This is a genomic window from Streptomyces panacea (assembly GCF_040560175.1).
Lineage (GTDB): Bacteria > Actinomycetota > Actinomycetes > Streptomycetales > Streptomycetaceae > Streptomyces > Streptomyces panacea.
In genome coordinates this window covers 19,668-40,282 of record NZ_JARJHW010000056.1, presented here as the reverse complement: position 1 = coordinate 40,282, position 20,615 = coordinate 19,668, and the positions used below count along the sequence as shown (strand labels likewise).

Below are 20,615 nucleotides of genomic sequence, written 5' to 3'. Positions count from 1 at the left end.
GGTCATGACGTACTCCCGGTGAAGAAGGAGCGGACGGCGTCGCACACCCGGCCCAGTCGCGCGAGGGTCAGCTCGGGATAGAGCGGCAGCGCGACGGTGCGGTGGCTCGCCGCCTCGGCGTGCGGGAAGTCGCCTTCCTGGTGGCCGAGATGGGCGAAGCACGGCTGGAGGTGCAGCGGCAGCGGGTAGTACGTCTCGGTGCCGATGCCCGCGGCTGCGAGGTGCGAGACGAGCGCGTCGCGCCGGTCGGTCTCGATGAGATAGACGTAGAAGACGGGGTCCACCGGCTCGCCGCGCTCCACCACCGTGGGCAGTCTCCGGACGCCGGGGATGCCGCGCAGCCGGCGGGTGTACGCGTCGGCGAGCACGGCGCGGCGGCGGATGTCGTCGTCCAGCGTGGTCAGCTTGGTGAGCAGGGCCGCGGCCTGGAGTTCGTCCATCTTGCTGTTGGTGCCCGCCAGTTCACCCTGCCGCGCGTACTCGGCGCGCGCCGCCGGGGCGGGTGCCGGTGCGGGTGTCTGGGCGGGTGCCGGGGCGGGCGCCCGGGTCGACGCGGCCCTCAGCGCGGGCCTGCCGTGGTCGCGCAGCCGCTGTACGGCGCCGGCGAGCGCGTCGTCGTCGGTCAGCACCATGCCCGCGTCGCCGAGCGCGCCCAGCGTCTTGGTGGGGAAGAACGACAGCACGCCGCCGGCCCCGATCAGGCCGGTGTGGCGGCCGTTCAGCCGCATCCCGATGCCCTCGGCGCTGTCCTCCAGGACGAGCAGTCCGTGCCGTTCCGCCACCGTGAGCACCGCGGTCATGTCGGCGGGCTGACAGAACAGATGCACCGGCATGACGGCCTTGGTGCGCTCCGTGACCGCCGCTTCGAGCGCGGCCGGGTCGAGGTTGTAGGTGAGCGGATCGACGTCGACGAAGACCGGAACCGCCCCGACGAGCGCCACCGAACTGGCCGACGCGAAGAAGCTGAAGGCCGGCACGATCACCTCGTCGCCGGATCCGATCCCCGCCGCGCGCAGCAGCAGGACGAGCGCGTCGGTGCCGTTGCCGACGGCGATCGCGTGCCGGGCACCGGTGTAGGCGCGCAGGGCGGCTTCCAGCTCGGCGGTCTTGGGCCCGTTGGAGTACGTCCCCGATTCGCACACCTCGTCGAGATACGCGCTCAGGCGAGGCCACAGCCGCTCGAAGGATTCCGCCTGCGTGAAGAACGGGACGGTGCTCGCCGGAGCCGGCATCGCCTTGCTGTTCATTTCACTCCACTCGTCTCGGCGGTTAAGCGGTTCGGCGGATCCCAGCGGATCCCGGCCGATCTCGGCGGACCTCTCGGCCGGTCTCCCGACTGATCTCCCAGCTGATCTCCCAGCCGGTCTCTCAGCCGGTCTCCCAGCGGTTCGAACGTAGACGGCACGCCGACGCGCCTTCGATAGCAATCACCCGGCAATCCCTTGGCAATTGCCGAGGACAGTGCAGGCAGGCGTGTGCAGAACTCTGCCTATTACCTGGTCCTCAACTATTGCCGGTCCGGAAAACCTTGACTTGCCTCTTCGTTGTGACGGACGGTGAAGCCCAATTCCACGGACCGACAGGAGTTTCCAGTCGTGACCGACAAGAAAGTGATCCTCGCCGAGCCACGCGGATTCTGTGCGGGGGTACGCCGGGCGATAGAAATCGTCGAGAAGGCATTGGAGGTCCACGGAGCCCCCGTCTATGTGCGAAAAGAAATCGTCCACAACCACTACGTGGTGGGAGTGCTGAAGCGACGCGGCGCGATCTTCGTGGACTCCGAGGCGGACGTACCTCCCGGCGCGGTCTGTGTGTTCTCCGCGCACGGTGTGTCCCCGGAGGTCCGCGAGAACGCGACCGCCCGCCGGCTCGACACCATCGACGCGACCTGCCCGCTGGTGTCGAAGGTCCACCAGGAGGCGCGGCGCTACGCCCGCGACGGCCGCACCCTGCTGCTGGTGGGGCACGCCGACCACGAGGAGGTCGAGGGCACGTACGGCGAGGCGCCCGACCGCACGGTGATCGTGGAGAGCGTCGAGGACGCGCACGCGCTCGACCTGCCGCGCGACACCCCGGTCGCGGTGCTCACCCAGACCACGCTCTCGATGGACGAGACCGCCGGTGTCGTCGCCGCGCTGAACGAGCGCTTCGACGACCTGCGCAGCCCCGCCGACGGCGACATCTGCTACGCGAGCACCAACCGGCAGGTCGCGGTGAAGGAGATCGCCGCGCGCAGCGATCTCGTGCTGGTCGTCGGGTCGCGCAACTCCAGCAATTCGGTACGGATGGTGGAGGTGGCCCTCCTCGAAGGGACCACCGCGTATCTGGTGCCGGACGTCACGGAACTGGACGCGGGCTGGCTGGACGGGGTGGCGACGATCGGGGTGAGCGCCGGAGCCAGCGCGCCCGAGCTGCTGGTCGACCAACTGCTGGAGCGGCTCGACCAGTTGGGCTTCCACGACGTGGAGCTGTCCGTCACGACCAAGGAGGACATCGTCTTCCAGCTGCCGCCGGGCCTCACCCGGGCCCGGCCGTCCGCCTGACCGGAGCCGTACCGCCCGGAAGCACGGGCCGACGCCCCAAGGACCAGATCGCCGACACGACAGGAGAACGCCCATGACCGTCTCACCGCCCGCACCGGTCGTCGATCACCTCGGGGGCCTCGCCGCCCGGTCCCGCGCCGCCGTCCTGGACCGCACCGAGGCGCGGCTCGACGCCATGCTCACCGCTGAGCACTCCCGCTGGGCGGCGGTCGACGCGCGCGCCGCGGTCCCCGTCGACGCGATCGGCGAACTGATCCGGGCGGGCGGCAAACGGCTGCGCCCCGCGTTCTGCGCCGCCGGATTCCTCGCGGCGGGCGGCGAGTTGTCCGACTCCCGTGTGGTGGACGCGGCGGCGGCCATCGAGATGCTGCACGCGTTCGCGCTCATCCACGACGACGTCATCGACGACTCCGGCCTGCGCCGCGGCAGGCCCACGGTCCATGCCCTGCACATCGACCGGCACCGTGAGCGCGGCTGGCAGGGCGAGGCCCGCCGCTACGGCGAGGGCATCGCCGTACTCGCGGGTGACCTGGCCTTCTCGTACGCCGGGCAGCTCATCCAGGACCTGCCCGCCGAGGCCCGGCAGATCTGGGGCCGGCTCGTCAGCGAGATGATCATCGGCCAGCACCTGGACGTCACGGTCGCCGCGGAATCCCTCCCGGACCCGAAGCTGGCCCGGTACATCGCCAACGCCAAGTCCGGCCACTACAGCATCCACCGCCCGCTGGAACTCGGCGCGGCCATCGCGGGCGACGCCACGTCGGCCGCCGCCTTCGAGGCGTACGGCACCGCGCTGGGCGAGGCGTTCCAGCTGCGCGACGACCTCATCGACACCTACGGCGACGCCGAGGCCGTCGGCAAGCCCGTCGGCGCCGACGCCGAACAGCACAAGATGACGCTCCTGGTGAGTCTCGCCGCGCTGCGCGACGCCCGCGTCGGCGAGCTGGTGCGGGCCGCCGACTGGGACGGGGCCGCCCTGGCGGAGGCGCTGACCAGCAGCGGCGTACGCGCCGAAGTGGAGCGCCGTATCGACGAGTTGGTGGTCCAGGCGCACCAGGCGCTGTCGGCCGCCCCCATCAGCGAGGAGTGGAAGCGCGAACTCGCCGACATGGCCACGTCCGTGGCCTACCGCGACCACTGATCCGGCGGCCCGTTCCCGTCCCGTCAGCCGCCAGATCTCCTCAAGAGCGAAGGTCACGTCATGCTGAACACGTTCATCGTCGGCGGTGGGCGAGCCGGCCTCGGGCTGCACTGGCCGGTGCTGCGTAAGCTGCGCGCCCTGCCGGACGAGTCCGCCCCCTGGTCACCGGACCCGCCCGTGGTCTGGGACGTCCAGGACATCCGTGCGCAGGCCCTGGCCGAGGGCCTGGTGCCGGCGGACTCACTGGCCCACGCCGCCGAGCTCGCGGACCCCGCCACCACGGTCGTCCATCTGTGCACGCCGCCGGTCGACCGGTTCGCCACGCTCCAGGAGCTGGCCGAACTCGGCTATACGCGTGTCGTGATCGAGAAGCCGATGGCCATCGACGTCGCCGGTCTGGAGGCCATCGACATGCTGGCGCGGGTGCGCGGTCTGCGGCTGCGGGTCGTCTCGCCGTGGCTGGCCAGCTCGCTCACCGATGAGCTGGCGCGGCTGGTGCGGTACGGCGCGTCGGGCGGCGCGGAGCGTGGAGCACCGGGTGGAGCGCCGGGTGAGCTGGGCGCGCTGCGTTCAATGGCCTTCACCCAGTTCAAGCCCCGGTGGACGCGCACGCTGCGCTCCGACAACCACACCACCGCCTTCGACGTGGAGCTGCCGCACTCGCTCGGCGTCGCCCTGCGCCTTGCGGGGGACGCCCGGATCGTCGACGCCGCGCTGACGGACATGCGGATCGGGGACACCGTCATCCCCCGGATGGGCAGCGCCCGGCTGACGCTCCAGCACCACAACGGCGTCACCACGGAGATAGCCTCCGACCTCACCTCGCCGATCCGCGAACGCCGGATCGGACTGCGGTTCGACACCGGTCACGCCGTCGGCCACTACCCGATCAGCGATGTCGACCACCATGCCAGCCTGACCGTCCACGACGGCTCCGGCGGCGGCGCGGCGACCCCCCGGCTCCTCTTCGACGATGCGCTGACCAGCTATATCGAGCACGTCTACCGGGACTACGAGGCGGGCACCGACCGGTCCGGCGGTTCGGGCGACCGGGACGACTACGCGATCGCCCGCCGCGTGGTTCAACTACTCCAGGAAGCCCGTGTGTTGGCGGACGCGGGGGATCCGCGCGAGGACCCGGGGGCGCCCGGCCGGCAGCCGCTGACCGGTGTCTCCCCCGCGCTCCGGGGCGGAGCGGAACATGAGTGACACCGGTCTGTACGACATCCGGCTGAGCGGCATCGGCGACGAGGCCGCCCCCGGACTCGACCGCCAGATCGAGGCGGTGCGGCGGCTCGGCTGGGACAGCGTGGAGCTGCGCTCGGTCGACGGCGTCCCCCTCGCCGACCTCGAAGGCCCGGCCTTCGACCGGGTGGCCGGCCGGATCGCGGACGCCGGCCTCGGGGTCTCCTGCGTCGACTCCCGGATCGGCAACTGGGCCCGTACGGTCGTCTCCCCGTTCGCCGACGACCTGACCGAACTGGACCGGCTCGCCGATCGGTGCGAGCGCCTCGGCACCCGCTACGTACGGATCATGTCGTACCCCAACGCCGGTCTGTCCGAGGGTGATTGGGAGCGCGAGGTGCTCGGCCGGGTGCGGCGGCTCGCCACCCGCGCCGAGGACGCGGGGCTGGTGCTGGTGCACGAGAACTGCGCGGGCTGGGCCGCGACCGACTCGGCGCGCATGCTCCGGCTGCTCGACGCCGCCGACAGCCCCGCACTGCGGCTGCTCTTCGACGTCGGCAACGGCATCGCGTACGGCTACGAGGCGTACGACCTGCTCGCGGCCATCGCGCCGTACGTCGCCCACGTCCATGTGAAGGACGGCACCGGCGACACGAACGCGCAGTTCTACTCGCTCCCCGGCGACGGGGACTGCCGGGTCGCGGACTCGCTGCGGCTGCTGTTCGCCCAGGGCTACTCCGGTGCCGTCTCGATCGAGCCGCACATCAACATCCGTCCGCACGAGGGGTGGTCGGACCCCTCCGGGGACTACGTGGACGCGTTCGTGGCGTACGGGAGGCGACTCGAAAAGCTCGTGGGCGAGCTGGGTCCGGCGGCGGGCCGCGCATGACCCACGCCGCTCAGCGACCCCGCCCGATCAACCCGCGCGACACCGTCGGGCTGACCGGGTCCGACCGCGACCTGCTGCTGCGCCTGCTCGCCCTGCGCACCGCCGGACCGCTGGAGACCGGCGGCGGCCCGCCCGTGGAGCTCTGGGAGGCACAGCGCGCGTACGCGGAGGCGGCGGCCGGGCTCGGCTTCCGGGTCGTCCACCACGCCCCCGCCGGACCCGGCGCGCTCACCGGCCCCGACGTACCCCGGGCGGTGAGGCGGGCCGCCGAGGCCCTGCCCGGATTCCTGGCCTGCCAGCCGAACATGGTGCTGCGGCTCGGACCCGAACTGCCGCGCGCCGCCACGGTGATGTTCAACGTGCACCTGGACACCGTCGCGGGCGGCGGCCCCGTCTCGTTCGGCGGATCGCGCTTCCACGGCCGGGGCTCCATCGACGCCAAGGGCCCCGCCGTCGGACTGCTCGCCGGGCTGCGGGCGGCCCTCGCCGCCTCTCCCGCGCTCGGCACCGAGGTGGGCGTGCTGATCCAGCTCGTCTCGGGCGAAGAGGGCGGCGCCATGGGCGTGTTCGGCACCAAGCCGCTGGTCGAGCAGGGGTACGTGGGGCGGCTCAACGTGTTCTGCGAGCCGACCGGCCTTCGCGTACTGAGCAGGGCCACGGCCTCCATGACCGCCCGTCTGCGTGTCGACGGGCGCGACGGCATCGACGACGAGCCGGGCGCGGGCCACAACGCGACGGTGCTCCTGGGCTATCTCGCCCAGCACCTCGCCACCGAGCTGCCGCCGCACGCCGTCGACGGACAGGTCTGCGTCGCCGGCATGAACACCGGCTCCATGCACAACAAGGTCTACGGCACGGGGCAGTTGCTGATCAATCTGTCGTACGGCTCAAAGGACACCGGGCGCAAGCTGGAAGCCGCCGTGGGCGACGTGCTGCGGACCGGCGTGGAGGGATTCCGCGAACGCTTCGCCGACAGCCCGACCTTCGCCACCACCGCCCGGGACGCCGCACGCGTGACTCATCTGGACTGGCTGAAGCGCGGGTTGCCCGCGCTGTACGCCGACGACGCGTGGGTCGGCGAGCTGCTGCTCGACCGGGCGGGGCTCGCGCCGTGGCCGGCCGAACTGCCCGCGTTCACCTGTGACGCGATCTGGCTGGCCGGTGTACCCGGCACCTCGACGGTGGTCTTCGGCCCCGGCGACCTCGGCGCCAACCAGGCCCACGCGGAGGGTGAGTTCGCCGATCTGGCCGATCTCGACCGCTACGCGCGGCACATCGGGCGCCTGCTCATCTCCTTCGCACGCAACCGGCTCGACCAGGGGAACTGACCTATGACGACGAGCACTCCCACCACCGCCTCCGCGACCGCCGCGACGCCTGTACGGCGCGTGGACCTCACCGAGCTGGTGGAGTTCACCGCCGCCGTGTTCCGGCACCACGGCCTGCCCGCCTCGCGGGCCCTGACCGCCGCGCACGCCCTGGTCCACGGCGACCTGACCGGCATCACCTCGCACGGCCTGACCAATCTGACCCGCCTCTATCTGAAGCTGTTCGAGAACGGCCGCTGCGACCCGGCCGCCGAACCCGAGGTGCTGGCCGACCGGGGCGCCGCCGTGCTGCTCGACGCGCACCGCGCACTCGGCCTCTGGTCGGCGAGCGAGGCCGTCGACCTGGCCGCCGAGCGCGCCCGGTCGTACGGCGTCGGGCTCGTCTCCGTACGCGACGCGACACATCTGGGCTGCGCGGGCGCGCACGCCAAGCGCGCGGCGGACCGGGGAATGATCTGCCTGCTGGTCTCCAACTGCGGCCGGCAGCGCATCATCCGGCCCCCCGGCGGGCGGGCCGCGCTGCTCGGCACCAACCCGCTCGCGTTCGCGGCGCCCGCGGGTGCGCGGCCCCCGCTCGTACTCGACATGAGCACCACCGTCGTCCCGACCGGGCGCGTCCGGGGCGCGGCGCGGGCCGGGCAGCCCATCCCGGAGGGGTGGCTGGAGGACGGGGACGGCCGGCCGGTGACCGATCCGCACGCGCTGGACCGGGGCGACGGCTATCTGAAGTGGCTGGGCGGCGATCCGTCCACGGGGGCCTTCAAGGGGTACGGGCTCGGCCTGCTCGTCGAGGTCCTCGGCGCGCTCCTGCCGGGCGCCGGGCTGGGCCCGGCGACGGAAGCCTGGTCCGGCGGCGGCAGCCCCAGCGGCCGGGACGACGACATCGGCTTCACGGTGCTGGTCGTCGCCCCGGCGGAGCTGCGTCCCCGCGAGGACTTCGAGGCGCAGACGGCGGGGATGTTCGACGCGCTGGTCGGCTCCCCGGCCGTGGACGAGGGCCGGCCCGTCCGCTACCCCGGCTGGTTCGAGGCCGAACGCGCCACGGAGCACGGCAAGAGCGGAGTCCCGCTGTCGGCGGCCCTGTTCGAGGAGCTGGCCGCGGTGGCGGCGGAACGGGGCCTGAGCGCGCCGACGGCGCTCATGTCGTAACGGGGGCGTTCTCACACGCCGGACGGGCTCTCTCGGCCCGTCCAAGCCCGCCCAAGCCCGTCCAAGCCCGTCCAAGGAGGACACGGACAATGAAACCCCTGCGGATAGGCGTGGTGGGGCTCGGGGTCATCTCCCGGTTCTACCTCGACGCCTTCCCCGGTCTGCCCACGCTCGACCTGGTCGCGGTGTGCGACCTGCGCGAGGAGGCCCTGGCCCCGCACCGCGCGGCCGGCCTGCCCCACTACCGGGACCACCGGCGGATGCTGGCCGAGGCCGCACTCGACGCGATCGTGGTCAACGTCCCCAACGACGCGCACGCCGCGGTCTGCCGGGACGCGCTGGAGGCGGGCGTCGCGGTCTGCGTCGAGAAGCCGCTCGCGCTGGACCTGGCCGAGGGCCGCGCGCTGACCGAACTGGCCGTGCGCGGCGGGTCGGTGCTGTTCACCGCGTTCCACCGGCGCTACAACGACAACGTGCTCGGCCTGCTGCGCTCCGTCCCCGACAGGGCGGCCGTGGAGTCGGTGACGGTCCGCTATCTGGAGAGGATCGAGGAGCACGTCGGCAAGGACCGCTGGTATCTCGACCCGGAGCGCTGCGGCGGCGGCTGCGTCGCCGACAACGGCCCCAACGCCTTCGACACCGTGCGGCTGTTCCTCGGCGAGCTGAGCGTGGAGTCCGCCGAGGTCGTACGCGACGAGGCCGGCGTCGACCGGCAGGCGAGGGTGGAGCTGCGCTCCGCCGGCGGGGTGCCCGCCACCGTGGAGCTGGACTGGTCGTATCCGCACGGCGAGGCGAAGGACGTCACCGTCCGGCTGAAGGACGGCACGGAGCACCACGCCGACATGCTCGCCGGACACCACGCGTTCAAGAGTTCGCTGAAACACGAATACGGCGGTGTGCTCGGGGAGTTCGAGCAGGCGGTACGCGCCGGTACGGACGCCTCCCGCGCCGGGCTCGCCATGCTGGAGCTGGTCGACGCGACGTACCGGACCGAGCGGGAGGGGGCGGTCCCGTGCTGAACAGGACGGCGTACGGTCCCCCGGCTCCCGGTCCGCTCGCGCCCAGCCCGGAGAACGGCGACAAGCGCACGGTCAGGTCCGAGGTGGTCAAGGTGCTGCGCCACCGCCGTACGGACCGCGGGATGCGCCTGGAGGAGTTCGCCTCCCGCTGCGTACGCCAGGGCGAGCTGCACGAACTGGTCACCACGGACCACCTGGAGACCGAGGCGGGCTCCCGCATCGACCGGGTCGGCTTCCTCGGATTCGTGGAGATCTCGGTCGCCGGGGTGCTGGACCGGGGCGACATCGTCCTCGTCGACGGGGAGCCCGTCGGCACCCTTCTGGGCTTCGACGCCTGCCACTTCCCCAACCACTACAACGTACTGATCCACACCGCCTGGACGCTCACCGGTCCCGAGGCCGGGCTGCGGCCCGGCTCGCAGGTCAGCTTCCGTCCGCCGCCGTCCACGGACGGCGATCCGGGCACTGGCCGGCCGTGACGGATCCGTACCGCCGTCGCACGAACACATCGCGCCTGATGGAGGGTTCAGTCATGGCACTACTCGACGAGATCGAGGCTCCCCGCGACCTCCGCGGGCTGTCGCCCGCACAACTCGGCCAACTCGGCTCGGAGATCCGCGAGTCGATGATCGACACGGTGTGCCGCTCCGGCGGACACCTCGGGCCCAACCTGGGCGTGGTCGAGCTGACCATCGCGCTGCACCGGGTCTTCGACTCGCCCAGGGACACGCTGCTCTGGGACATCGGCCACCAGACTTACGTACAGAAGCTGTTGACCGGCCGGCGCGCCGCGTTCGACGGGCTGCGCACGCGCGGCGGGCTGTCCGGGTACGCCTCGCGCGCCGAGTCCGAGCACGACGTGATCGAGAACTCCCACGCGTCGACGGCCCTCAGTTACGCGGACGGGCTGGCGCGCGCCCGCGAGCTGAGCGGCGACACGGACCGCGCGGTGGTCGCCGTCATCGGGGACGGGGCGCTCACCGGCGGCCTGGCCTGGGAGGCCCTGAACAACCTGGGCGGCGCGCGGCGTCCGGTGATCGTGGTCCTGAACGACAACGAGCGCTCGTACGCGCCGACCGTCGGCGGCCTCGCGGCGCACCTCGGGCGGCTGCGGGCGGCGGGCGGGGGCGGGAACGTCTTCGAGGAGTTCGGGTTCGGCTATCTGGGGCCGGTCGACGGGCACGACATCGCCGCTGTCGAGGACGCGTTGGGCCGGGCGAGGGCCCTGGGCGGTCCGGTCGTCGTGCATGTGGTGACGGAGAAGGGGCGCGGCTGGGAGACGGCCGAGACGAACGAGCTGGACCGGTGCCATGTCGTACGGGCGACGCCCTCGGCCACCTCGTCGCCGTCGTCCAGCCCCGCGTGGACGGCGGTGTTCTCCGACGAGATGGTACGGATCGGGGCCGCGCGCCGGGAGGTCGTCGCGATCACGGCGGCGATGGCGGAACCGGTCGGACTGCTGGAGTTCCAGCGGGAGTTCCCCGCGCGCACGATCGACGTGGGGATCGCCGAACAGCACGCCGCGGCGGCGGCGGCCGGCCTCGCGCTGGGCGGTCTGCACCCGGTGCTGGCCATCTACGCGACGTTCGGCAACCGCATGATCGACCAGATGGTCACCGACATCGCCCTGCACCGCGCCCCGGTCACGCTGGTGATGGACCGCGCGGGCGTGACCGGCGACGACGGGGCCAGCCACAACGGCATGTGGGACCTGACGCTCTTCCAGGCCGTACCCGGCATCCGTATCGCCGCGCCGCGCGACGGTACGCGGTTGCGTGAACTGCTCGGTGAGGCGGTCGCCTGGGACCGGGGGCCGACGGTGCTGCGCTTCCCCAAGGGCACGACCGGCGCGGACATCCCCGCCATCGACACGACCGACGGCTTCGACGTGCTCCACAACGCGCCCGGCCGCGACCTGCTGATCGTCGCCGTGGGCCCGATGGCCCGGCTCGCGCTGGACGTCGCGGGGCAGCTCGCGGAGGCGGGCATCGGGGCGACGGTGGTCGACCCGCGCTGGGTCGCGCCGGTCAACCCCACGCTGGTGGAGGCCGCCGCGTACTTCAAGCAGGTGATCACCATCGAGGACGGCGGACGCGTCGGGGGCGTGGGCAGCGCGTTCGCGCAGGCCTTGGCGGACGCCGGGATCGACACGCCCGTACGGAACTTCGGGCTGCCGCGCGAATTCCTCGACCACGGGTCGCGGGCCCAGGTCCTCGCCCACTGCGGGCTGACCGCCGACGCCGTCACCGGCGCGGTGCTGACTCGGACGACCTCGGAAAGGACCCTCACCTCATGACCGCCATCGCGCTGGGAATGCCGGATGTTCCGACGAAGCTGGCCGATCGGAGGGTCAGTCGGCAGATCCAGGTGGGTTCGGTGGCTGTCGGTGGGGATGCGCCGGTGTCGGTGCAGTCGATGACGACGACGCGTACGTCTGATGTCGGGGCGACGTTGCAGCAGATCGCGGAGTTGACGGCGTCGGGGTGTCAGATCGTGCGGGTGGCGTGTCCGACGCAGGATGACGCGGACGCGCTGGCGACTATCGCGCGGAAGTCGCAGATTCCGGTGATCGCGGATATTCATTTTCAGCCGAAGTACGTGTTCGCGGCGATTGACGCGGGGTGTGCGGCGGTGCGGGTGAATCCGGGGAACATCAAGCAGTTCGATGACAAGGTGCGGGAGATCGCGAAGGCGGCTTCCGGGGCGGGTACGCCGATCCGTATCGGGGTGAACGCGGGGTCGCTGGACGCGAGGCTTCTGAGGAAGTACGGGAAGGCGACGCCGGAGGCTCTGGTGGAGTCGGCGTTGTGGGAGGCGTCGTTGTTCGAGGAGCACGGTTTCGGTGACATCAAGATCTCGGTGAAGCACAACGATCCGGTGGTGATGGTGAACGCGTACCGGCTGCTGGCGGCGCGGAGTGATTATCCGCTGCATCTGGGTGTGACGGAGGCGGGTCCGGCGTTCCAGGGGACGATCAAGTCGGCGGTGGCGTTCGGGGCGCTGCTGAGCGAGGGGATCGGGGACACGATCCGGGTGTCTTTGTCGGCGCCGCCGGTGGAGGAGATCAAGGTCGGGCTTCAGATCCTGGAGGCGCTGAATCTGAAGCAGCGCCGCCTGGAGATCGTCTCCTGCCCGTCGTGCGGCCGCGCCCAGGTGGATGTGTACAAGCTGGCGGACGAGGTGAGTGCGGGTCTGGAGGGCATGGAGGTGCCGCTGCGCGTGGCGGTGATGGGCTGTGTGGTCAATGGTCCCGGTGAGGCGCGTGAGGCGGATCTGGGTGTGGCTTCCGGCAACGGCAAGGGCCAGATCTTCGTCAAAGGCGAGGTCATCAAGACGGTCCCCGAATCGAAGATCGTCGAGACCCTCATCGAAGAGGCCCTGAAGATCGCCGAACAGATGGAACGAGACGGCATCGCCTCGGGCGAGCCCCAGGTCTCCATCAGCTGAGGATCGGCGCTCGGTGATCGGCCCGAGGCTCCTCGGAGTCGTACGCCGACCGTCCTCCGCCCCCGTTCGCGCCTTGTCTCCGTACGGGCCCCGCATCCCACGCCTCCGGGCGTCCGGGGAGCGGGGCCCTTACGTGTGCGCGGCGGGCCACAGAGGTGGCGGGTACAGTGCGGAGAATCAGCAGACGTATGGTGAGGCCCCTCTCGTGTTGACGCAGACCACCACTCGGGTCCTCGACCCAGGCGAACTCGGCGCCGCGCTCGCCATTCTCGAGAGTGAGCCCGTCGCCAACGCGTTCGTGGCTTCGCGTGTCCAGGCGGCGGGACTCGACCCCTGGCGCCTCGGCGGCGAGATGTGGGGCTGGTACGCGGACGGGCGACTGCGCTCGCTCTGTTACTCCGGCGCCAACCTGGTGCCGATCTGCGCTTCCCCCGAGGCCGTACGGGCCTTCGCGGACCGCGCCCGCCGGACGGGGCGCCGCTGCTCGTCGATCGTCGGCCCAGCCGAGCCCACGGCCCTCCTCTGGCGACTCCTGGAGCCCAACTGGGGCCCCGCCCGCGAGGTGCGCGCGAACCAGCCCCTCATGGTCACCGAGCAGGTGCCCGAGACGGTGCGACCGGACCCCCTCGTACGCCGCATCCGTAAGGAGGAGCTGGAGACGATCATGCCGGCGTGCGTGGCGATGTTCACCGAGGAGGTCGGCGTCTCGCCGCTGGCCGGCGACGGCGGGCTGCTCTACCAGGCGCGCGTGGCCGAACTCGTGGGTGCGGGGCGGTCGTTCGCCCGTATCGACGACGGCAAGGTGATCTTCAAGGCGGAGATCGGCGCGGCCACGTCGCACGCCTGCCAGATCCAGGGCGTCTGGGTCGCCCCCGAATTCCGCGGCCAGGGCCTCTCGGAGAGCGGCATGGCAGCCGTCGTACGGTACGCGCTCGCCGATGTCGCCCCCGTCGTCAGCCTCTACGTGAACGACTACAACACCCCGGCCAGGGCCTCCTACCGACGGGTCGGCTTCCGCGAGGTGGGCGCCTTCATGAGCGTCCTCTTCTGAAAGTAGGGTTCGGCCATGTCGAGCGTGCCGAGCTTCCCCGGGAGCGACTCCCGGATCCCCGACGTGCGCGTCGGGCCGATCGACCTCGCCGCGCGCGTGGACGAGGCACTGGCGGTACAGGCGCTCGCCTTCGGGCTGAGCGAGGGCGAGATCGGCGTACGGCGCCAGATCGTGCTGCGGCACCTCCTCGCGCCCGGTGCGCGGGCGTACGGGGCGGTCACGGCGGAGGGGCGACTGGCCGGGTTCGTCTACGGCATGCCGAACGACCGCTCCCACTGGTGGTCCACCGTCGTCGAGCCGTATCTGCGCTCCGAAGGCGCCGACGCCTGGCTCGACGACTCCTTCGTGATCACCGAACTGCACGTCCACCCGGCGTTCCAGGGCCGAGGCATCGGGCGCACCCTGATCACCACCATCACGGACGTCGCCCGGCAGCCCCGCTCGATCCTCTCCGCGATCGACACCGACAGCCCCGCCCGCGGCCTCTACCGCACCCTCGGATACCAGGACCTGGCGCGCCAGGTCCTCTTCCCGAGCGCCGCCAAGCCGTACGCCGTGATGGGTGCCCCGCTCCCGCTGCGGCGGCGCTGAGCGCCGTACGGCGCGGGATTACTGATTTCCGCCTGCCGGTGTGCCCCGGATAACCTCCTGCCAACACCCGAGAAGAAACGCAGGAGTGCTCCCCATGTCCCAGGTCCAGCGCATGTCCCGTTTGATGGCCAAGACACTGCGCGACGACCCGGCGGACGCGGAGACCCTCAGCCACAAGCTTCTGGTCCGCGCCGGGTACGTACGCCGCACCTCCGCCGGCCTCTGGAGCTGGCTGCCCCTCGGTAAGAAGGTCCTCGACAACATCTCGCGCGTCGTGCGCGAGGAGATGGACGCCATCGGGGCACAGGAAGTACTGTTGCCGGCGCTGCTTCCCAAGGAGCCCTACGAGGCGAGCGGTCGCTGGGACGAATACGGCGACCTCCTCTTCCGTCTCAAGGACCGCAAGGGCGGCGACTACCTGCTCGGCCCGACGCACGAGGAGATCTTCACCCTGGTCGTCAAGGACCAGTGCTCGTCCTACAAGGACCTGCCGGTGATGCTCTACCAGATCCAGACGAAGTACCGGGACGAGGCCCGCCCCCGCTCCGGCGTCCTGCGCGGCCGTGAGTTCCAGATGAAGGACTCGTACTCCTTCGACACCACGGACGAGGGCCTCGCCGAGTCGTACGCGCTCCACCGCGCGGCGTACCAGAAGATCTTCGCGCGCCTCGGGCTCGACTACCGCATCGTCTCCGCCATCTCCGGCGCGATGGGCGGCTCCGCGTCCGAGGAGTTCCTGGCCCCGGCCGCCGCGGGCGAGGACACCTTCGTCGACTGCCCCAACGGCGACTACGCCGCCAACACCGAGGCCGTCACCTTCACCACCGACCCCGTCGACGGGTCGGTACACGGGGCGCTGGAGGAGCTGGACACCCCCGACACCCCGACCATCGAGACACTGGCCACGTTCCTGGGCGTGCCGGCCTCGGCGACGCTGAAGAACCTGCTGGTGAAGGTCGACGGCGAGATCACCGCCGTCGGCGTCCCCGGCGACCGCGAGGTGGACCTCGGCAAGCTCGGTGAGCACCTGGCGCCCGCCGTGGTGGAGCTGGTGACGGCCGAGGACTTCGAGGGCCGGCCCGAGCTGGTACGCGGCTACGTCGGCCCGCAGGGACTGAAGGTCCGCTACATCGCCGACCCCCGCGTGGCGCCCGGTACGGCCTGGGTCACCGGCGCGAACAAGGCCGACACCCACGCGCGCAACGTCGTCTGCGGGCGCGACTTCGAGGTGGACGACTACCTCGACGTCGTGGTCGTCGAGGAGGGCGACCCCTGTCCCGTGTGCGGCACCGGTCTGAAGCTGGGACGCGCCATCGAGATCGGTCACATCTTCCAGCTGGGCCGCAAGTACGCCGACACCTTCCAGCTCGACGTGCTCGGGCAGCAGGGCAAGCCGGTCCGGGTGACCATGGGCTCGTACGGCATCGGCGTCTCCCGCGCCGTCGCCGCGCTTGCCGAGCAGACCGCCGATGAGCAGGGCCTGTGCTGGCCCCGTGAGATCGCTCCGGCGGACGTGCACGTCGTCGCGGCGGGCAAGGCCCTCCAGACGGAGCTGGCGGTCGACGTGGCGGAGCAACTGGGCGCGGCGGGGCTGCGCGTGCTGGTGGACGAGCGCCCCGGTGTCTCTCCCGGTGTGAAGTTCACGGACGCGGAGCTGATCGGCGTTCCCAAGATCCTGGTCGCGGGGCGCCGTTCGGCCGAAGGCGTGCTGGAGCTGAAGGACCGCCGCACCGGGGAGCGCGAGGAGCTCACCGTCGCCGAGGCGATCGCGCGTCTGACGGCCACCGTCTGACGGTCGGCGCCGCCCTTCGGGGACGAGGCGTCGGGACGAGCGCGGCGGAGTGAGGGCGCGGACGGCGGAGTACGGGGCGGGTGGGCCGGTCCAGGTGACGGACCCGGCCGCCCCGTGGCTGCTCCCCGCTAGAGCCAGTCCGCGAACTCCAGCAACAGTTCCGCGTCTTGGCGGCGTCCGGCCTCCAGCGCGCGTACACCCGACTCCACCGCGCGGAAGAGCGTCCAGCCACGCAGGCGCTCGCGGTCGATGTCCAGCGAGTCGGCCAGCTTGTTCACACGGCGCCGCGTCGCCGCCGCGCCGGACGCCGCCGCGACGAGGTCCTCCACCCGGTCGCGTACCAGCCGCGCCAGGTCGTACGCGCGCTCACCCACCACGGGCACGGGGCCGACCGCGAGCCACGGCGCCCGGTCACCGGACAGCACCTTGCCCTGGCGGAAGGCACCGTGGAGCAGCATCAGCTCCGCCGGCCCGGCCGCGAGCAGTTCCGCACGCGCGTCCAACGCCGCCGTGACGAGCGGAACGACCTGCGGGTCCGTCGCGGCCCGCAGCGCCTCCGCCTGCCCCGCCGTCCGCTCGGCGACCGTTTCGAAGCCGTGGTCGGCGACCGGCTCGACCCACAACTTCCGCACCGTTCCGGCCGCTTCGAGCAGTGCCTTGGCCTCGGGCAGGGAGCGCAGCGACGTCTCGGTGTGGAGCCGTTCCAGAAGCAGCGCACCGTCGGAGCCCGAGATGAGCTCCACCGAGCCCCAGCCCTTCCAGTGCGTCAGCGCCGCCCGCTCCGGCCCCGGGGCCGCGAACGGCGGGACCACCTTGAGCGCGGCCGGGGCGCCGTCGGGGCGCCGTACAAGCACCACGAGGCTGCTCCCGCCACCCGGCGCCACCACCCGCTCGACCGTCAACTCCCGCTGTTCCACCGCCTCCTGGGCGATCCCGGGCAGCTGTCCGAGCCATTGCCCGGCCACGGACTCCCCGTACGTCTCGCTCAGGGTGCGCACCAGCCGCCGCGGCGGTTCGAAAGCCATACGTGCCTAGATCCCTTTCGGTGCGAGCGGGCTCACAGACGCTCGGCGAGCCCAGGAAAGGCTACGCCGCTGCCCCGCCAGCGCACCGCCCGCACCGCCGCCTCGCGCAGTGCCCCCGCGGCGTCCTGGCGCAGCGGCCCCTCCGAGGCCCGTACGAGGTCGGAGTAGACCCCCGCGATCCGGTCCTCCAGATCGGCGGCGAGCCTTACGGCGGCGGCCGTGTCGGGCACCTCGAAGGGCAGGGCGTACGCGGCGGCCGCCGCGGCCGGCTTCCCGCCGAGATCGCGCACCGTACGCGCGAGGCTGTCGCGCCGCGCACGGTGCGCGTCGTAGGCGTTCGTCGCCTCCGGGCGGCGCTCGTCGCCCACGCGGCCGCCGACGACGCCGTATCCGTACACCGCGGCGTGCTCCGCGGCGAGGGCGGCCTGGGCGGCGTCCAGCACGCGGTCGCTGCTCACGAGAAGGATCCTTTCGTCAGCAGGAACGCGTGGGCGGCGCCGGCCGCCGCGAGCGAGGCCAGCAGCCTGGCGAGTTCGGGCGGGGCGTGGACCAGCGCCTCGGTGTGCGCGTCGGCGGCACGGCGCTCGGCCGCGGCCAGCTCCCTGACCGCGGTGCCTGCGTCGGCGGGGACCGACGGCGCGGGCCCGGTGTCCCCGACGGCCGTCCCGTGGGAAGCGGATGCGGACGGCGACGCCGATGCGGACGGCGGCGGCTTCGCCGACTCGCCCTTCTTAGGAGGCGACAGGGCGGTCACATGCCGCGCGACGGCGCCCCGCAGCGGCGTCAGCCGCGTTGCCTCGTCCGGATGCCGCTCAAGCACCGCGTCGTACAGCCGCAGGAGTTCGCGGCTCGTGCGGGTGGCCCTGACCTGTAGCGCCTTCGCGGCCCTGACCGCGGCCGCGCTCGTCGGACCACCCGATTCGTCACCGTCGTCGTCACCGGAGCAGGCGGTCAGCAGACCTCCCGCCGCGGCCCCCGCCGCCAAGAGCGCACCCCTCCGTGTCGTCCCCGTGCGCCCCACGCGTGTCTCCCTCGGGCCTCGCAGTGATCACCGCAGGCGAGCGTACCTGCGGGTCAGCCGCAGGTGGACGGCAACACCCCCCGCGACCGGATACCCTTTGCCTGACACGCGACGATCCCACAACAGCACACACGCGGCCGAGGAGTCACCCGGATGAGCACCACCCACAGCGAGAGGCTGCGCGGACTGCTGGAACCGCTCGTCAGCGCGAAGGACCTGGATCTCGAAGAGATCGAGGTGTCCCGGGCGGGCAGGCGTCGTGTGCTGAGGATCGTGGTCGACTCCGACGACGGCGTGGACCTGGACGCGTGTGCCGAGCTGAGCCGCACCATCTCCACGACTCTCGACGAGACGGACGCGATGGGCGAGGACGAGTACCAGCTCGAAGTGACCTCCCCAGGAGCCGACCGCCCGCTGACCGAGCACCGTCACTACGTACGCGCCGTCGGCCGTCTGGCGAAGATCCAGCTTCACGACGGCGGCGAATTCGTGGCCCGCGTTCTCGCGGTGGACGACGAAGGGCTCGACCTCGAAGTACCGGGCGTGAAGGGGCGCAAGCCGACCGCCCGCCGGGTCGAGTTCGCGTCGATCGCCAAGGCGCGCGTGGAGCTCGAGTTCAACCGCAAGGACAAGAAGGAAGAGGAGGCGTAGCCATGGACATCGACGTGAAGCTCCTGAAGGGCTTGGCACAAGAGAAGGAGATCCCCTTCGACCTGTTGGTCGAGGCGATCGAATCCGCCCTCCTCATCGCCTACCACCGCACGGAGGGAAGCCGCCGTCTCGCCCGCGTCGTCCTCAGCCGCGACAACGGTCATGTAACGGTGTGGGCCAAGGAGGACGCGTCGGAGCTGGAGGAGGGCCAGGAGCCGAAGGAGTTCGACGACACCCCGTCGGACTTCGGCCGCATCGCCGCCACCACGGCGCGGCAGGTCATCCAGCAGCGGCTCCGGGACGCCGAGAACGACGTCACCTTCGGTGAGTACGCCCGCCGTGAGGGCGACATCGTCGCCGGCCAGGTGCAGCAGGGCAAGGACCCCAGGAACGTCCTCGTACGGCTGGACGACAAGCTGGAGGCCATCCTCCCGGTGCAGGAGCAGGTGCCGGGCGAGGAGTACACGCACGGTCTGCGGCTGCGTACGTTCGTGGTCCGCGTCGCCAAGGGCGTACGAGGCCCGTCGGTGACCCTGTCGCGCACCCACCCCAACCTCGTGAAGAAGCTCTTCGAGCTGGAGGTCCCGGAGATCGCGGACGGCTCCGTGGAGATCTGCGCGATCGCCCGTGAGGCGGGCCACCGCACGAAGATCGCCGTACGGTCCACCCGCTCCGGCCTCAACCCCAAGGGCGCCTGCATCGGCCCCATGGGGTCGCGGGTGCGCAACGTGATGGCGGAGCTGCACGGCGAGAAGATCGACATCGTCGACTGGTCGGACGACCCGGCCGAGATGGTGGCCAACGCCCTGTCGCCGGCCCGGGTCAGCAAGGTCGAGGTCGTCGACCTCGGCGCCCGCTCCGCGCGGGTGACGGTGCCGGACTACCAGCTGTCGCTGGCGATCGGGAAGGAAGGGCAGAACGCCCGCCTCGCCGCCCGTCTCACCGGCTGGCGCATCGATATCCGGCCCGACACGGAGCAGACCGACGGGGCGGCCAGGGCGGACGACGGCGGGGCCGCCGCGGGAGGCCGGCCGTCTCGCGGCGACCGCCGCTGACCCTCCGGTACGGGGCGGCGGCACGGGGCGGGGCGAGGCAGGCGGCGTACGGGACGGTGCGGCACGAGCCCGTCGACGTACGGCGCGGCGGCGCCCCCTCGCGATCACCGCGGTCGCCTGCCGCCACCGGCCCGCGGGCGCCCCGGCACCGGTAGCGCCGTCGACCCGTCGGCCGCACCGTATCCGGCCATCGGCCGCCACCCGTCGGCCACCGTCGGTCGCGGTCGACCGCCGTCGGTCAACTCCGCCCGGGGCCCGCGACATGCGGCGACGTGGGACGACGGACCGTGCGGAGATCAACCGAGTCTTTTTGGCCAGCAAGCGTTCGACCATTGCCCCGAAGGGGTGAGGGCAGCGCGGGGAGGTAGACTTAGAGATGTCTGGCCGGACGCACGCCCGCGCCTGCCCTGAGCGAACCTGCGTGGGATGCCGGGAGCGAGCGGCCAAGAGCGATCTGCTGCGCATCGTGGTGGTCGAGGGTGCTTGCCTCCCTGATCCACGCGGTACGCTGCCCGGCCGGGGCGCTTATGTACACCCCGCCTCGTTCTGTCTCGATCAGGCGGTCCGCCGCCGGGCGTTTCCCCGGGCCTTCAAGGTCAAGGGACCGCTCGACAGCACGGAACTGCTGCTCCATGTCGAGCAGACAGCAATGCACGAAGACGTACGGCACGGAACCCCGTGCGGTTCAGGTACCTCGCGAGTTGGAAGTAGGTCGAGATTGCGATGAG

General features: G+C 71.8%; 20 protein-coding genes. 16 read left to right on the top strand and 4 right to left on the bottom strand.

The features are described 5' to 3' along the window. Positions 1–2 precede the first annotated feature (2 nt). Positions 3–1,247 (bottom strand): DegT/DnrJ/EryC1/StrS family aminotransferase, encoded by a 1,245-nt coding sequence (locus tag P3L51_RS16045; RefSeq protein ID WP_354605894.1) that lies wholly within the window; start codon positions 1,245–1,247, stop codon positions 3–5. A 348-nt stretch (positions 1,248–1,595) separates the two neighbouring features. Between P3L51_RS16045 and P3L51_RS16040 the strand changes: the two genes are divergently transcribed. From P3L51_RS16040 to P3L51_RS15980, 13 genes are all read left to right on the top strand, one after another. Then, positions 1,596–2,543 carry a 4-hydroxy-3-methylbut-2-enyl diphosphate reductase gene (locus P3L51_RS16040; protein ID WP_354605893.1) on the top strand — a complete coding sequence of 316 codons (948 nt, stop codon included), beginning with the start codon at positions 1,596–1,598 and terminating at the stop codon, positions 2,541–2,543. Between the two features lie 73 nt (positions 2,544–2,616). After that, complete coding sequence (locus P3L51_RS16035) at positions 2,617–3,684, top strand: polyprenyl synthetase family protein (protein WP_354605892.1); 1,068 nt, start codon at positions 2,617–2,619, stop codon at positions 3,682–3,684. A 60-nt stretch (positions 3,685–3,744) separates the two neighbouring features. Beyond that, positions 3,745–4,893, top strand: a complete 1,149-nt coding sequence (locus P3L51_RS16030) for a Gfo/Idh/MocA family oxidoreductase (RefSeq protein ID WP_354605891.1) — start codon at positions 3,745–3,747, stop codon at positions 4,891–4,893. Beyond that, the gene (locus tag P3L51_RS16025) at positions 4,886–5,758 is read left to right on the top strand and encodes a sugar phosphate isomerase/epimerase family protein (RefSeq protein WP_354605890.1); all 873 of its coding nucleotides are present in this window, start codon (positions 4,886–4,888) and stop codon (positions 5,756–5,758) included. The genes P3L51_RS16030 and P3L51_RS16025 overlap by 8 nt, the downstream gene beginning before the upstream one ends. Continuing rightward, the gene (locus P3L51_RS16020) at positions 5,755–7,086 is read left to right on the top strand and encodes a M20/M25/M40 family metallo-hydrolase (RefSeq protein WP_354605889.1); all 1,332 of its coding nucleotides are present in this window, start codon (positions 5,755–5,757) and stop codon (positions 7,084–7,086) included. The genes P3L51_RS16025 and P3L51_RS16020 overlap by 4 nt, the downstream gene beginning before the upstream one ends. Before the next feature lie 3 nt (positions 7,087–7,089). Further along, positions 7,090–8,235, top strand: coding sequence for an Ldh family oxidoreductase (locus tag P3L51_RS16015; RefSeq protein WP_354605888.1), 1,146 nt, complete (start codon positions 7,090–7,092; stop codon positions 8,233–8,235). Positions 8,236–8,324: 89 nt separating this feature from the next. Next, entirely contained in the window at positions 8,325–9,254 is a 930-nt protein-coding gene (locus P3L51_RS16010) for a Gfo/Idh/MocA family protein (RefSeq protein ID WP_354605887.1), read from the top strand. Next, a complete protein-coding gene (locus P3L51_RS16005; RefSeq protein WP_354605886.1) occupies positions 9,248–9,733 on the top strand; it encodes a DUF6917 domain-containing protein in 486 nt (161 codons plus the stop codon). The genes P3L51_RS16010 and P3L51_RS16005 overlap by 7 nt, the downstream gene beginning before the upstream one ends. 53 nt (positions 9,734–9,786) lie before the next feature. Further along, positions 9,787–11,550 (top strand): 1-deoxy-D-xylulose-5-phosphate synthase, encoded by a 1,764-nt coding sequence (locus tag P3L51_RS16000; RefSeq protein WP_354605885.1) that lies wholly within the window; start codon positions 9,787–9,789, stop codon positions 11,548–11,550. After that, positions 11,547–12,701 carry a flavodoxin-dependent (E)-4-hydroxy-3-methylbut-2-enyl-diphosphate synthase gene (ispG, locus tag P3L51_RS15995; protein WP_354605884.1) on the top strand — a complete coding sequence of 385 codons (1,155 nt, stop codon included), beginning with the start codon at positions 11,547–11,549 and terminating at the stop codon, positions 12,699–12,701. The genes P3L51_RS16000 and ispG overlap by 4 nt, the downstream gene beginning before the upstream one ends. Before the next feature lie 208 nt (positions 12,702–12,909). Beyond that, complete coding sequence (locus P3L51_RS15990) at positions 12,910–13,752, top strand: GNAT family N-acetyltransferase (protein ID WP_354605895.1); 843 nt, start codon at positions 12,910–12,912, stop codon at positions 13,750–13,752. A gap of 15 nt (positions 13,753–13,767) precedes the next feature. Then, a complete protein-coding gene (locus P3L51_RS15985; protein WP_354605883.1) occupies positions 13,768–14,343 on the top strand; it encodes a GNAT family N-acetyltransferase in 576 nt (191 codons plus the stop codon). A gap of 94 nt (positions 14,344–14,437) precedes the next feature. Next, positions 14,438–16,135 (top strand): proline--tRNA ligase, encoded by a 1,698-nt coding sequence (locus tag P3L51_RS15980; RefSeq protein ID WP_354605882.1) that lies wholly within the window; start codon positions 14,438–14,440, stop codon positions 16,133–16,135. A gap of 128 nt (positions 16,136–16,263) precedes the next feature. Here the strand turns inward: P3L51_RS15980 and P3L51_RS15975 are convergent, their stop codons facing one another. From P3L51_RS15975 to P3L51_RS15965, 3 genes are read right to left on the bottom strand one after another with little or no spacing between them, the layout of a single operon-like run. Continuing rightward, entirely contained in the window at positions 16,264–17,160 is an 897-nt protein-coding gene (locus P3L51_RS15975; RefSeq protein WP_354605881.1) for an aminoglycoside phosphotransferase family protein, read from the bottom strand. Positions 17,161–17,192: 32 nt separating this feature from the next. Further along, positions 17,193–17,627: a ferritin-like domain-containing protein gene (locus P3L51_RS15970; protein ID WP_435594457.1), complete on the bottom strand. Its 435-nt coding sequence runs from the start codon at positions 17,625–17,627 to the stop codon at positions 17,193–17,195. Next, entirely contained in the window at positions 17,615–18,145 is a 531-nt protein-coding gene (locus P3L51_RS15965) for a hypothetical protein (RefSeq protein WP_435594455.1), read from the bottom strand. The genes P3L51_RS15970 and P3L51_RS15965 overlap by 13 nt, the downstream gene beginning before the upstream one ends. 189 nt (positions 18,146–18,334) lie before the next feature. Between P3L51_RS15965 and rimP the strand changes: the two genes are divergently transcribed. From rimP to P3L51_RS15950, 3 genes are all read left to right on the top strand, one after another. Then, positions 18,335–18,832, top strand: a complete 498-nt coding sequence (gene rimP / locus P3L51_RS15960; RefSeq protein ID WP_354605878.1) for a ribosome maturation factor RimP — start codon at positions 18,335–18,337, stop codon at positions 18,830–18,832. Positions 18,833–18,834: 2 nt separating this feature from the next. Next, positions 18,835–19,887 (top strand): transcription termination factor NusA, encoded by a 1,053-nt coding sequence (gene nusA / locus P3L51_RS15955; protein WP_354605877.1) that lies wholly within the window; start codon positions 18,835–18,837, stop codon positions 19,885–19,887. 376 nt (positions 19,888–20,263) lie between these two features. Next, on the top strand, positions 20,264–20,614 hold the full coding sequence (locus P3L51_RS15950; protein ID WP_354605876.1) for a YlxR family protein: 351 nt from the start codon (positions 20,264–20,266) through the stop codon (positions 20,612–20,614). Position 20,615 lies beyond the last annotated feature (1 nt).